This is a genomic window from Xanthobacteraceae bacterium, from assembly GCA_019454205.1.
GTDB lineage: Bacteria > Pseudomonadota > Alphaproteobacteria > Rhizobiales > Xanthobacteraceae.
This window is the reverse complement of the sequence record CP075369.1, coordinates 2,923,748-2,936,914: the sequence shown is the minus strand read 5'-3', so window position 1 is coordinate 2,936,914 and position 13,167 is coordinate 2,923,748. Positions and strand designations below refer to the sequence as shown.

Sequence of the window (13,167 nt, the reverse complement as noted above, 5' to 3'; positions counted from 1 at the left end):
CGGTTATTTCGGCGAAGCCCGCTCCAGCGCCGTGCGATCCCACTTTGCATCCACGGCAGCCGCTTCGTATGCCGATTGCAGAAAATCGAGGACGGCTTCGTCCGGCGACTTTGCAGCGCGCGCATCGTCGTAGGGCAGAAGAAACTGGCGCAGGTTCTCGTCGTAGTGGGCGGCGGCCGGTTTCACTTTCGTGCTCTTGAATCCTTCCGGCTCAGGATAGGCGTAGCAATAGAACGCCGCGCGGCCATAGCCGCCGTTGCCGGGCCAGAAACCGGCACTGCTCACTTCGTGCGAGTAGGCTTCCTGCATGACCCAGAGGCCGAGGTTCGGCGCGGTGTTCATCATCGGCGGCGCGGTGCGCCCCGAAAACCGCGTCACCGCGAGATCGAAACTGCCCCAGAAGAAATGCACCGGGCTGACCTTGCCGAGCCAGTGCGAGCGGAAAATGTTGAGCACGCGATCCGCCTGCGAAAGCTGCCGCCAGAATTTCGTGACCGCTTCCGCGTCATAGGATTTGTGTTCGTTATCGCGCTCGAACGGAATCGCTCCGGCGATTTCCACCGGCATGGTCCAGATGTGAACGTCCACGCCGAGCGCGCGCAGCTTCGCCATTACTTCGGCGTGGAAGTCCGCGACGCTGCGCGGCGCCAGCGCTATTTCATCGCCCTTGCCATCGCTACCGGTCAGTTTCAATTTATGGGCGAGGAAATCGAAATCGATCTGCACGAAACGCCCGCGATAGGGCATCGGCGAGGTCGTCAGTCCGCGCGACGTGACGTAGAGCGTCGAGTGCCACCAGTGGTTCACCGGTGCGGCGAGAGCCAGCCGGATCTTGCCGATCACCTGCGTCCAGAGATGCAGCGTGGCACAGGTATCCTTCCAGTCATCGTAGGCAAGCATGGGCCATTCGTTGGCCGGGCAATATGCGGTTGCCGGGACGGCAAGCTTCGGTTTTTTCTGCATAATTATGTTCACGAATTGTTCTTGTGTCCGGGTTGCGTCCAGCTTAGGCTATTCGCAGCAGGAGGGGGCATGGTTCAGCGGGTTGCGACCGTTGCATTCGAGGGCGTGGAAGCGCGGCCCATCGACGTGCAGGTGCAAGTCGCGCCGGGCCTGCCCGCATTCAATATCGTCGGCCTTCCCGACAAAGCGGTTTCCGAAGCGCGCGAACGGGTGCGCGCGGCACTGATTGCATCCGGCCTCGCGCTGCCTGCGAAGCGCATCACCATTAATCTCGCGCCCGCCGATTTGCCGAAGGAAGGCAGCCACTACGACCTGCCGATCGCGCTTGGGCTGATGGCCGCGATCGGCGCGGTTCCGTCCGATGCCGCGCAGGGCTTCATGGTGGTCGGCGAGCTTGGCCTCGACGGTTCGCTCGCGCCGGTGTCCGGCGTGCTGCCCGCGGCGGTCGCCGCCAATGGCCGCGAGCTTGGCTTGATCTGCCCTGCTGCCTGCGGCGCGGAAGCGGCGTGGGCTTCGCCGGAAATGGAAATCGTCGCGCCGCGTTCGCTCCTGCAACTCGTCAATCATTTGCGCGGCAAGCAGGTGTTGCAGCGGCCCGCGCCGAAGATCCGCGAGTTCGGCGACAGCCCGCTCGACCTTCGCGACATCAAGGGACAGGAAAGTGCGAAGCGCGCTTTGGAAATCGCGGCCGCAGGCGGACATAATTTGCTGATGGCGGGACCGCCGGGTTCGGGCAAATCAATGCTGGCCGCGCGGCTACCGACAATCCTGCCTCCGCTCTCGCCGTCCGAACTGCTCGAAGTCTCGATGATCGCGTCCATTGCCGGCGCAATCGAAGGCGGCGCGCTCACCAATCGCCGTCCGTTCCGCAATCCGCATCACTCGGCGAGCATGGCGGCGATGGTCGGCGGCGGCTTGCGCGCGAAGCCCGGCGAAGTCTCGCTGGCGCATCTCGGCGTGCTCTTTCTCGACGAATTTCCGGAATTCTCGCCGCAGGTGCTCGACTCGCTGCGGCAACCCCTGGAGAGCGGCGACGCCGTGATCGCGCGCGCGAACCATCGCGTGACCTATCCCGCGCGCTTCCAGCTTGTCGCCGCGATGAACCCCTGCCGTTGCGGCCACGCGACCGAACCCGGCTTCACCTGCAAGCGCGGACCGAACACGCGCTGCGCGGCGGAGTATCAGTCGCGCGTTTCGGGTCCGCTGCTCGACCGCATCGACCTGCATATCGAAGTGCCCGCGGTCTCCGCCGCGGATCTTGTATTGCCCGCGCCGGCGGAAGGCAGCCGCGAAGTCGCAGCGCGCGTGGCCACTGCGCGCGCAATCGCCATGGCCCGCTTCAAATCGCTCGGCCGCGAAGACCTCCGCACCAACGCGGAAGCCGACGCCAATCTGGTCGAGCGGCTCGCCGCGCCGGACGCCGCCGGTCTCGCGCTGCTGCGCGACGCCGCGGACTTAATGCGGTTGTCAGCGCGCGGGTATCATCGCGTGCTGAAGGTCGCGCGCACCATCGCCGATCTCGGCGGCGCGGAAACCGTGGGCCGCCCACACCTTGCGGAAGCACTCGCATACCGTGCCGCGCATGATCGCATCGCGCTTGCGGCGTAGGCGTTAACCTTCCCTTAACCAGCGAAGCATTTTCGCTTTGTAACGGCCGCGCTCTTCGCTCCCGTTAAGACGCAAAATGCCATCCTCGACGAAAGAGTAATGTGTCGAAGGAAATCCGCGTGCTGACCCCTTCCGCGTTCCGTTCCTCTCTTGTCATTGTGGCCGCCTCGCTCGCGGGTACGGTGCTGTTGCCTGCGGCAGCGCAGGCACAAGAACTCGCGCTTAGCGACAGCGAGCTTGGCTGGCTCGCGCTCGGCGGCATGATCGCGGGGGCCATCGGCATCGTGTTTGGCGTACTGAACCGCCGTTCGCTCGCGCTGAAAGAAAAAGTGCAGCGGTTGGAAAGCGAGATCGAATCGCGCGACGACCGCATCTGGACGCTGGAAGAACGCAACGCACATCTCACCGCGCTTGCCGACGGACAGGGCGATCTTGTCATCCGCGAGGACGAGCACGGCCGCATTACTCACGCGAACTGGGCGGTCTGCTACCTGCTCGGCAAGGAATTGAACGAAATGCTCGGCCGGCCGCTGCGGTTCGACGCGCTTGAAACCGGAGCAACCTCCTACCTGCCCGATGGCGGACGCGCCTATGACCAGCAGATCGTCATGCCGGAAGGCCCGCGCTGGATTGCGTGGAAAGAGATCACGGTGCGCGACGCTTCTGGTCACGTCGAAATCCAGCGCACGGGCCGTGACATCACCGCTCGCGTGCAGACCGAACGCGTACTGAACGATGCGCGCGAACAGGCAGAAGCGGCGAGCCGGGCGAAATCGCGTTTTCTCGCGGTGGTCAGCCATGAAGTGCGCACGCCACTGAACGGCATTCTCGGCATGACGCAACTCCTGCTCGACACCGCGCTGTCGCCGGAACAGCTCACCTATGCCAACGCCGTGAAATCTTCCGGCGACGCGCTGCTCGGTCTGATCGAGGAGATTCTCGACTTCTCCAAGATCGAAGCGGGTCGCATCGACCTTGATGCCGCGCCGTTCGATCTGCGCGAACTCGTAACCGACGTGGTCGAACTGCTCAGCCCGCGCGTACAGGCGCGCGGCACCGAAATCGCCGCGTGTTTCGACGAGCGGCTGCCGAAGATTGTCACCGGCGATGCCGCGCGGCTGCGCCAGGTGTTGCTGAACCTCGCAGGCAATGCCGTGAAATTCACCGAAACCGGCGGTGTCGCCGTGGAAGTGGAATTGCGCGAGCATCGCGTGCGCTTCTCGGTGCGCGATACCGGACCGGGAATTGATTCCGACGCACAGGCGCGCATTTTTCAGGAATTCGAACAGGGCGACGCCACGCTCGCGCGCCGTCATGGCGGCACCGGGCTCGGTCTCGCCATCGCCTCGCGGATCGTGGAACGTATGGGCGGCGAGATCGCACTGGTCAGCGGCAAGAACGGCGGAACGACGTTCTACTTCTCCATCGAACTGCCCGCAGTGGATGAAACGCACGAAGCGTTGCCAAATCTCGAAGGCGCGGATGTACTTCTGCTTTCGCCATCGCCCATCGTCGGGCCAATGCTGGCGCAGCAGCTCGCACAGTGGAATACGCGCGTTGCGATCGGCGATAGCCGCGAACTCGCGGAAGCGCTGCTAAGCGAACGCGACTGGACGCATGTCATCGTGGATCGCGCATTCGGTTTTGAAACTGCGTCGGCACTCGGCGAACTTGCGCGTCATCACGCGCAGCATTGTCACGTCCTGCTTGCGCCCGCGAACCGCGGCGAGATCGCGGCCTTCGCGAACAAGGGTGTCTCGAGCTATCTCATCAAGCCCGTGCGTCCGCATTCGCTGGCCGCACGTCTGGCCTCACCCGATACGCCGCCCGCCGCTGAAACCGCCACGGAAATGCAGGACAGTGCCTCGCGCGGTAACCTTTCGATTCTCGTTGCCGAGGATAACGACATCAACGCGCTGCTGGTGCAGGCGCTTTTGGCACGGATGGGTCATCGGGTGACCGTGGTCAGCGACGGCGCGGTCGCGGTGAACGCGGTCGCAAGCGCACACACCATGAACGCCGCTTACGATCTGGTCCTGATGGACCTGCACCTCCCCGGCATGGACGGGCTGGAAGCGGCGCGGCGCATCCGCGCACTGGGCGACCCTGCCGGTCGCATCCCGGTCGTGGCGCTCACCGCCAACGCTTTCGAGGAAGACCGGGCGGCGGCGCTGGCCGCGGGGATGAACGGCTTCGTGGTAAAGCCGGTCGAGCGGCGGGGGCTGGAAGCGGCCATCCGCGAGGCCTGCGGCATGAGCGCGGAAGCGGTCGAATCTGCCGCTTAGGGGTGGATTTCCCAGTAATCCTACATACTTAGATTACCGGATCGGGGCGACGGCGTTTGTCACGATGCCGTCGAATCCTTATGTTGTAAGCCTGCCCCATGGCGATTCACGAATTGCTTGCCGATCCAGTCGTTGTCGAGTCGGGGAAAGATCGAACGATGATCCGTCTGGAAGAAGCCTCCACCTCCCGCATCCTGTTCCCACGCCTGCGCGCCTATGGCGGCATCCGCGTGCGCGGAGCAAAGAGCGGAATCACGGAACCACTGGCGCGCGCCGGCGCGCTCGAAGTGCGACTCGCGAACAAGGCGCATGAAGTGCGCAGCGCGCAGCGGCTTCGCTATAACGTCTTCTACAAGGAAATGCAGGCGATCCCCGACAAGACCACGCTGCTTGCGCGGCGTGACATGGACGCTTTCGATCCTATCTGCGACCACCTGAACGTGGTCGATCACGAATGGCCGCGCAGCGTATTCGGCCTGCTCCGCCCGCGCGTGGTCGGCACCTACCGGCTGCTGCGTCAGGAAATCGCCGCGCGGCACGGCGGCTTTTACACGCAATCCGAATTCGACGTGGCCTCGCTGATTACGCGACGCCCCGATCTTCGTTTCCTTGAGCTGGGCCGCTCCTGCGTGCTGCCGCCCTATCGCACCAAGCGCACGGTCGAACTGCTCTGGCACGGCATCTCGCATTACGTCGCGCAGCACCGCTGCGACGTACTGATCGGCTGCGCGAGCCTTGAGGGCACGAACCCGGACAAGCTGGCGACCCAGCTTTCGTTCCTGCATCACTTCGCGCGTGCGCCGGAACAGTGGCGCGCGCAAGCGCTGCCTTCGCGCCATGTCGAGATGAACCGCATGCCGGTGCATGCCATCAACAAAAAGCAGGCGCTTCGCGAATTGCCGCCGCTGGTGAAAGGCTATCTCCGCCTCGGCGCGTTCATCGGCGACGGCGCGGTGATCGACCATCAGTTCGGCACGACCGATGTGCTGATCGTGCTGCCGATGGCGGGCATCAATGCGCGCTACATGGACAAGTTCGGCGTCTCCAACGAGACGCCCGAGCCGAAACTCGCAGCCTGAAAATCCGATTTAAAGTTTTCGCAGCGCGACCGCTTCGATGCGGTGATCTTCGCCCTTGCTGAGAATCAGGCTGGCGCGCTGGCGCGTGGGCAGGATGTTCTCACGCAGGTTCACCAGATTGATCCGGGTCCAGATTCCGAGCGCGATTTCCGCCGCCTCTTTGTCCGTCACCTGCGAGTAGCGGTGGAAGTAGGAGAGCGGATCACGGAACGCAGTCGAGCGCAGCGCGCGGAAGCGGTTGACGTACCACTTCTCCAGCACCGGCTCCTCGGCGTCGATGTAGACCGAGAAGTCGAAGAAATCGGAGACGTAAGGAATCGCCTTGCCGTCCTTCGGCGGGCGTCCCGTTTGCAGCACGTTCAACCCTTCCACGATGAGAATATCAGGACGATCGACCTCGATGCTTTCGCCGGGCAGCACGTCGTAGGAGACGTGGCTATAGATCGGCGCGCGCACCTTGCGGCGGCCTGCTTTCACGTCGTGCAGGAAGCGTAGCAGCGCGGGCAGGTCATAGCTTTCCGGAAAACCCTTGCGCTCCATCAGCTTTTCTTTTTCGAGCACCGCGTTCGGATAGAGAAAACCGTCGGTGGTGAGCAGCTCGACCTTCGGCATGTTCGGCCAGCGCGCAAGCAATGCCTGCAGCACGCGCGCGGTGGTCGATTTGCCGACCGCGACAGATCCGGCGATGCCGATGATGTAGGGCATCTTCGCACCGGACTCGCCGAGGAATTTCTGCTGGCCGTTGAAGAGATCCTGTGCCGCTTCGACATAGAGCGAGAGCAGGCGCGAGATGGGAAGATAAATCTCCTCGACCTCTTTCATCGACAGGCGGTCGTTCAGCGCCTGCAGATGAACGATCTCGTCCTGCGTGAGCGTCATCGGCGTGTTGGCGCGCCGCGCGGCCCACTCTTCTCTTGAGAAAGTGAGATAGGGGGAGATTTCGTCTTCGACGCGCTGTTCCATGACGGCTCAGCCTTTACGCAGGTTCCCGGTTGCGCGGCTTACTTGCTGCGCGACGCTTTTTCTTCGAGGCCGGATTGCGCGGTGCGCCGTTCCAGCTCCGCATAGATTTCGTTCAGTTCGACGCCGCGCGCCTTCAAGACCACAAGGAGATGATATAGCAAATCGCCGCTCTCCGCGATCACTTGCTCGCGCGTGCCGGCGGCCGCGGCGATCACGGTTTCGGTCGCTTCCTCGCCCAGCTTCTTCGCGCACTTCTCCACGCCGGCATCCAGCAGCTTGCGCGTATACGACTTCTCCGCGCTTTCTTGCGCGCGGGAAGCGATGATTTTCGCGAGGTCGTCGAGCGTGAAGTTCGCCATGAGGCGGATTTATCAGGCGTCGAGGCGCACGGGAAGTCCGGCGCGGGCCATGTGTTCCTTGGCCTGCCGTATGGTGAATTCGCCGAAGTGAAAGATCGAGGCGGCAAGGGCCGCAGTCGCGTGGCCGTCGCGGATTCCCTCGACCAGATGGTCGAGATTGCCAACGCCGCCGGAAGCGATCACCGGGACCTGCACCGCATCGGCAATCGCGCGGGTCAGCGGCACATCGTAGCCGATCTTGGTGCCGTCGCGATCCATCGAGGTCAGCAGAATTTCACCGGCGCCCAACGAGACCACTTCACGCGCATATTCGACCGCATCCAGCCCGGTCGGATTACGCCCGCCATGGGTGAAGATTTCCCAGCGCGGCGGCTCGCCATCCTTCGACACTTTCTTCGCGTCGATGGCAACGACGACGCATTGCTCGCCGAATTTCTCGGCCGCCTCGCCGACAAACGCGCGGCGATTTACTGCGGCTGTATTGATAGAAACTTTGTCGGCGCCGGACGCGAGCAGCACGCGTACGTCTTCTACGGTGCGCACGCCGCCGCCCACGGTGAGGGGCATGAAGCAGGCCTCCGCCGTGCGCTGCACGATATCGAGGAGCGTGCCGCGCCCTTCATGGCTTGCGGTGATGTCGAGGAAACAAAGCTCGTCCGCGCCTGCCGCGTCATAGGCTTTCGCGGCTTCCACCGGATCGCCGGCGTCGCGCAGGTTCACGAACTTCACGCCTTTGACGACTCGACCATCCTTCACGTCGAGGCAGGGAATGAGGCGGACCTTGAACATGCTTACGCGCTTTTCAGGAGTGCGAGCGCTTTTTTCGGGTCGATGCGTCCGTCGTAGAGCGCGCGCCCCGCGATCGCGCCCGCGAGCTTTTTCGCTTTCGGCTCCAGCAGCGCACGCACGTCATTGATGGACGCGAAGCCGCCCGACGCAATCACCGGAATCGAAACCGCTTCCGCCAACGCAATGGTGGAGTCGAGGTTGAGACCCTGCAACATGCCGTCGCGCTCGACATCGGTATAGATCAGCGCGGCGACGCCCGCGCCCTCGAACAGTTTTGCGACTTCGACGGCTTCAAGCTGCGTTTCCTCGGCCCAGCCGTGAATCGCGACCTTGCCGCCGCGTGCGTCGATGCCGATGGCGATCTTGCCCGGATATTTGCGCGCGGCTTCCTTCACGAACGCCGGTTCGCGCACCGCCGCGGTCCCGATGATGACGCGGGAGATGCCTTCGCTCAGCCAGGCTTCCACCGTTTTCATGTTGCGGATGCCGCCACCGAGCTGCACCGGCATTTTCACGGTCTTTAGAATCTGCGCGACCGCGAGTGCGTTCACGGGTTTGCCCGCGAAAGCGCCGTCAAGATCGACAAGGTGCAGCCATCCGAAGCCCTGTTCCTCGAACAGCTTCGCCTGCTTCGCGGGATTGGAGTTGAACACCGTCGCGCGCGCCATGTCGCCTTGTTGCAGGCGCACTGCTTCGCCGTTCTTCAGGTCGATGGCGGGAAAGAGGATCACGGTTTCCACCGCAGAAAGTTTGCGAGCAGGGCAAGTCCGAGCTTCTGGCTTTTCTCGGGATGAAATTGCGAGCCGGCAATGTTGTCGCGCGCGACCGCCGCCGTGATCGCGCCGGCATAGTCGGCTTCGGCGACGAGGTCGGCGCGGTCAGCGGGTTTCAGGTGATACGAGTGCACGAAGTAAGCGTGCAGCCCTTTGGGACCAAGCGCAACGCCGTCGAACAGCGGATGCTTGCGCTGCTCGTTCAGCGTGTTCCAGCCCATGTGCGGGATTTTCAGCGAAGGGTCGGAAGGCGCGATGCGATCCACTTCGCCGCGTACCCAGCCGAGGCCTTCCGTCACGCCATGCTCCAGACCGCGCTCGGCGAGCAATTGCATGCCGACGCAGATGCCGAAGAACGGCTTGCCGTCCTTCTTCACCGCTTCGGTGAGCGCCTCGACCATGCCCGGCACTTCGTCGAGGCCGCGCTTGCAATCGGCAAACGCACCGACGCCGGGCAGCACGACGCGCTCCGCCTTGCGCACCACATCGGGATCGTTCGTCACCATGATCTGCGCGTTGGTGCCGCCTTCACGCGCGGCGCGTTCCAGCGCCTTCGCCGCCGAGTGCAGGTTGCCGGAGCCGTAATCGATTACAGCGACCGTCATCGCGCGCCCGGATTGGGGAACAGGCCGATGACGCCGCTTTCGGTCGAAGCCGTTTTGATTTGCGGCTGCACGACAGGCGCGCTTTGCGGCGGATACGGATAGTCGGTCTTTAGCGGCGGCACGGATGGCTCCGCCGTTGTGGAAGATTGCCACGACTCGAAGAAATGCCGCTCGGCAGCATCCACGTTTTTCGCGTCGATGATAGCGGCTTCGCGATAGCCGCTGCGCAGCAGTTTCCGTGTCCGCAGGTTCGCGGCATCGAGCGCGAAGTAAAGCGACGGGAAGATCGACGCTGCAACCGCGCCCCAAGGCCCGTAACCCAGACGCGCGCCAAGCACGGTTACGCTAAGAAACGCGACCAGCCATAGGAGGAAGCCGAACCAGAGTTTCCAGCGCAGCAGCCAGAACGGCGTGAAGATGAAGGCTGGCCACGAAAACTTCTCGCGCACGAACACGACGCGCTCCGCCGCTTCCTGCGTGCGCGCGCCGTCTTTGGGTTCGAAAACGAGAAACGTGGCCACAACTTCGCTCCGGCTGGTTAAGCGCCCAAGCTACCCTTGGTCGATGGAATTTCCGTGGCGGCCGCGGGATCGATCGAAAACGCGATCCTGAGCGCCCGCGCCAGACCCTTGAAGCAGCTTTCCGCGACGTGGTGCGCGTTGTCGCCGTAAAGCGTCTCGACATGCAGCGTCACGCCCGCGTTCATCGCGAAGGCCTGAAAAAATTCGCGCACGAGGTCGCAATCGAACTCGCCGATCTTGTCGCGCGGGAAGGCGACCTTGAACACCAGCACCGGGCGGCCGGAAACGTCGATGGCGACGCGGGTCAGCGTCTCGTCCATCGGCATATAGAGGCTCGCATAGCGCGCGATGCCGCGCATGTCGCCGAGCGCCTTCTTCACCGCCTGACCAAGCACGATGCCGACATCCTCGGTCGTGTGGTGATAGTCGATGTGCAGGTCGCCCTTGGCCTTGACCGCCATGTCGATGCGCGAGTGCCGCGCCAGCAGGTCGAGCATGTGGTCGAAAAAGCCGATGCCGGTCGCAATCTCGCTCGAGCCTTTGCCGTCGAGATTAACCTTCACCGAAATTTCGGTTTCCTTGGTTTTGCGGGCGATTTCGCCGGTACGCATGAAAAGCTCCTCGGAAGGCGCGGGTCATAGCAGCCTCGGTCGGCCGCCGCTACACAATGCCGGGACGACCTTTCCGGATGGTTTGCAGAGCGCCGATCACGCCCTAGATAAGAGGCCGGAGGCTGTTTCACCCATGAGTACCCCCCATAAACCCGATATTTTCTACGCCACGACCATCGTGACGGTCCGCAAGGGCGGCCAGGTCGCGATTGCGGGCGACGGCCAGGTTTCGTTCGGCAACACCATCATGAAGTCGAACGCCAAGAAGGTCCGGCGCCTTTCCGGCGGCGACGTCATCAGCGGTTTCGCGGGCGCGACCGCCGACGCGCTGACCCTGTTCGACCGGCTGGAAGCCAAGCTGGAGCAGCACAAGGGCCAGCTTGCCCGCGCCTGCGTCGAACTGGCGAAGGACTGGCGCACCGACCGCTACCTGCGCCGGCTGGAAGCGATGATGCTGGTCGCCGACAAGGACATTTCGCTCCTCATCGCAGGCACCGGCGACGTGCTGGAGCCGGAGAACGGCATCGCCGCCATCGGCTCCGGCGGACCCTATGCGTTGTCCGCCGCGCGCGCGCTGGCGGATTCCTCGCACAGCGCCGAGGAGATCGCGCGCCGCGCGCTCGATATCGCCGCCGACATCTGCATCTACACGAACCGCAACGTCACCATCGAGACCATCGGATGATGGCGCCCGCTTCGCCCGCGGACCGGGACGAGGCCGCGCGGCGCACGCGGTTATTCCTGCTGCTCGCCGCCGCGATCGTGGCAGCGCAAGCAGCGACGCTCTACTGGCTCGGCCGTTCGCCGATCTGCACCTGCGGATACGTGAAGCTGTGGGAAGGTAACGCCTTCGGTCCCGGCAATTCGCAGCATCTGAGCGACTGGTATACGCCGTCGCACATCGTTCACGGCTTCATTTTCTATTTTTTCGCGTGGGCGGTGTTCCGGCGTTCCTCGGTCGCGTGGCGCTTTGCGTTCGCGGTCTTCATCGAGGCGGCATGGGAAGTGGCCGAGAACACGCCCTATGTGATCGACTATTATCGCAACAACACGGTGTCGCTCGGTTATGTCGGCGACAGCATCATCAATTCGGTGATGGACGTGGTGTGGATGTCGCTCGGTTTCCTCGTCGCTTGGCGCGCGCCGGTTTTGGTCACCATCGCGCTCGCACTGGCGCTGGAGGCCACGGCTGCCTATGTCATCCGCGATAATCTCACGCTGAACATCGTGATGTTCATTCACCCCTTCGAATCCATCAAGGCGTGGCAAACCGCCATCGGCCAGTAACCCAGAGTATCCATGTCCGATTTTTCGCCCCGCGAGATCGTTTCCGAACTGGACCGCTTCATCGTCGGCCAGCACGACGCCAAGCGCGCGGTCGCGATTGCTTTGCGCAACCGCTGGCGGCGGCTGCAACTCGACGACAAGCTGCGCGAGGAAGTGCTGCCGAAGAATATCCTGATGATCGGCCCGACCGGCGTGGGGAAAACCGAAATCTCGCGCCGCCTCGCCAAACTGGCCAACGCTCCCTTCCTGAAAGTGGAGGCGACCAAGTTTACGGAAGTCGGCTATGTCGGCCGCGACGTGGAGCAGATCGTGCGCGATCTGGTCGAGATCGGCATTTCACTGACCCGCGAGACCAAGCGCCGCGACGTGGAAGCGCGCGCGCATCTGCACGCAGTCGAACGCGTGCTCGACGCGCTGGTCGGTCCCGGCTCCAGCCCGATGACGCGCGACAGCTTCCGCAAGCGTCTGCTTGCGGGCGAACTCGACGACAAAGAGATCGAAGTCGAATTGCAATCCGGCGGCGGCAATCCGCAGATGCCGATGATCGATATTCCGGGCATGCCCGGCGCGCAGATGGGTGCCATCAACATCGGCGACATTTTCGGCAAGGCCTTCGGCGGCAAGCCGAAGACGCGGCGCGTCACCGTGAAAGAGGCGCATCCGCTGCTGCTCGCCGAAGAGTCGGACAAGCTGCTGGATCAGGATTCGGTCGTGCAGGAAGCGATCCGCAACGTCGAGAACAACGGCATCGTGTTCCTCGACGAGATCGACAAGATCTGCGCGCGCGAGGGACTGCGCGGCGACGTTTCGCGCGAAGGCGTGCAACGCGACCTGCTGCCGCTGATCGAAGGCACCACCGTGAACACGAAGTATGGTCCGGTGAAATCGGACCACATCCTGTTCATCGCATCCGGCGCGTTCCATGTGGCGAAGCCGTCAGACCTGCTCCCCGAATTGCAGGGCCGCCTGCCGATCCGCGTGGAGCTGGAGCCGCTGACCCGCGAGGACTTCCGCCGCATCCTGATCGAGACGGAAGCGAGCCTGATCAAGCAGTCGGTTGCGCTGCTGAAGACCGAGGAGGTCGAACTCGTCTTCACCGACGACGCCATCGATGCGCTCGCCGACGTGGCGGTAGAGGTGAATGCAAGCCTCGAGAACATCGGCGCGCGGCGATTGCAGACCGTGATCGAGCGCGTGCTCGACGAAATCAGCTTCACCGCACCGGACAAGTCCGGCGAGAAGATCACGATTGACGGCGCTTACGTGAAGAAGCGCGTGGCCGACCTCGCGAAGGACGCCGATCTTTCGCGCTACATTCTCTGAG

General features: G+C 63.4%; 14 protein-coding genes. 6 read left to right on the top strand and 8 right to left on the bottom strand.

Annotated features, from left to right (window positions below; translation table 11 throughout):
• Positions 1-3 precede the first annotated feature (3 nt).
• A complete protein-coding gene (locus KF794_14880) occupies positions 4-900 on the bottom strand; it encodes a hypothetical protein (GenBank protein ID QYK45010.1) in 897 nt (298 codons plus the stop codon).
• 132 nt (positions 901-1,032) lie between these two features.
• On the opposite strand from KF794_14880, the gene KF794_14875 reads away from it, so the two are divergent.
• From KF794_14875 to KF794_14865, 3 genes are all read left to right on the top strand, one after another.
• The gene (locus KF794_14875; GenBank protein ID QYK45009.1) at positions 1,033-2,571 is read left to right on the top strand and encodes a YifB family Mg chelatase-like AAA ATPase; all 1,539 of its coding nucleotides are present in this window, start codon (positions 1,033-1,035) and stop codon (positions 2,569-2,571) included.
• Between the two features lie 101 nt (positions 2,572-2,672).
• Positions 2,673-4,856, top strand: a complete 2,184-nt coding sequence (locus KF794_14870) for a response regulator (GenBank protein QYK45008.1) — start codon at positions 2,673-2,675, stop codon at positions 4,854-4,856.
• A 98-nt stretch (positions 4,857-4,954) separates the two neighbouring features.
• Positions 4,955-5,935, top strand: coding sequence for a GNAT family N-acetyltransferase (locus tag KF794_14865; GenBank protein QYK45007.1), 981 nt, complete (start codon positions 4,955-4,957; stop codon positions 5,933-5,935).
• 9 nt (positions 5,936-5,944) lie between these two features.
• Here the strand turns inward: KF794_14865 and coaA are convergent, their stop codons facing one another.
• The 7 genes from coaA to hisB are packed head-to-tail and all read right to left on the bottom strand — an operon-like array spanning position 5,945 to position 10,556.
• Positions 5,945-6,898 (bottom strand): type I pantothenate kinase, encoded by a 954-nt coding sequence (coaA, locus tag KF794_14860; GenBank protein ID QYK45006.1) that lies wholly within the window; start codon positions 6,896-6,898, stop codon positions 5,945-5,947.
• A 38-nt stretch (positions 6,899-6,936) separates the two neighbouring features.
• Positions 6,937-7,257, bottom strand: coding sequence for a phosphoribosyl-ATP diphosphatase (locus tag KF794_14855; protein QYK45005.1), 321 nt, complete (start codon positions 7,255-7,257; stop codon positions 6,937-6,939).
• A gap of 12 nt (positions 7,258-7,269) precedes the next feature.
• Positions 7,270-8,046, bottom strand: a complete 777-nt coding sequence (gene hisF / locus KF794_14850; protein ID QYK45004.1) for an imidazole glycerol phosphate synthase subunit HisF — start codon at positions 8,044-8,046, stop codon at positions 7,270-7,272.
• A gap of 2 nt (positions 8,047-8,048) precedes the next feature.
• Positions 8,049-8,786 carry a 1-(5-phosphoribosyl)-5-[(5-phosphoribosylamino)methylideneamino]imidazole-4-carboxamide isomerase gene (gene hisA, locus KF794_14845; GenBank protein ID QYK45003.1) on the bottom strand — a complete coding sequence of 246 codons (738 nt, stop codon included), beginning with the start codon at positions 8,784-8,786 and terminating at the stop codon, positions 8,049-8,051.
• Positions 8,774-9,424 (bottom strand): imidazole glycerol phosphate synthase subunit HisH, encoded by a 651-nt coding sequence (gene hisH, locus KF794_14840; protein QYK45002.1) that lies wholly within the window; start codon positions 9,422-9,424, stop codon positions 8,774-8,776. The genes hisA and hisH overlap by 13 nt, the downstream gene beginning before the upstream one ends.
• Entirely contained in the window at positions 9,421-9,945 is a 525-nt protein-coding gene (locus tag KF794_14835; GenBank protein ID QYK45001.1) for a DUF2628 domain-containing protein, read from the bottom strand. Before KF794_14835 ends, hisH begins: the two co-directional genes overlap by 4 nt.
• 17 nt (positions 9,946-9,962) lie before the next feature.
• Positions 9,963-10,556: an imidazoleglycerol-phosphate dehydratase HisB gene (gene hisB / locus KF794_14830; GenBank protein QYK45000.1), complete on the bottom strand. Its 594-nt coding sequence runs from the start codon at positions 10,554-10,556 to the stop codon at positions 9,963-9,965.
• A gap of 133 nt (positions 10,557-10,689) precedes the next feature.
• Between hisB and hslV the strand changes: the two genes are divergently transcribed.
• The 3 genes from hslV to hslU are packed head-to-tail and all read left to right on the top strand — an operon-like array spanning position 10,690 to position 13,166.
• Positions 10,690-11,241: an ATP-dependent protease subunit HslV gene (hslV, locus tag KF794_14825; protein QYK44999.1), complete on the top strand. Its 552-nt coding sequence runs from the start codon at positions 10,690-10,692 to the stop codon at positions 11,239-11,241.
• Entirely contained in the window at positions 11,241-11,843 is a 603-nt protein-coding gene (locus tag KF794_14820) for a DUF2585 domain-containing protein (protein ID QYK46728.1), read from the top strand. Before hslV ends, KF794_14820 begins: the two co-directional genes overlap by 1 nt.
• Before the next feature lie 12 nt (positions 11,844-11,855).
• Complete coding sequence (hslU, locus tag KF794_14815; GenBank protein ID QYK44998.1) at positions 11,856-13,166, top strand: ATP-dependent protease ATPase subunit HslU; 1,311 nt, start codon at positions 11,856-11,858, stop codon at positions 13,164-13,166.
• The last annotated feature ends 1 nt before the right edge of the window (position 13,167 follow it).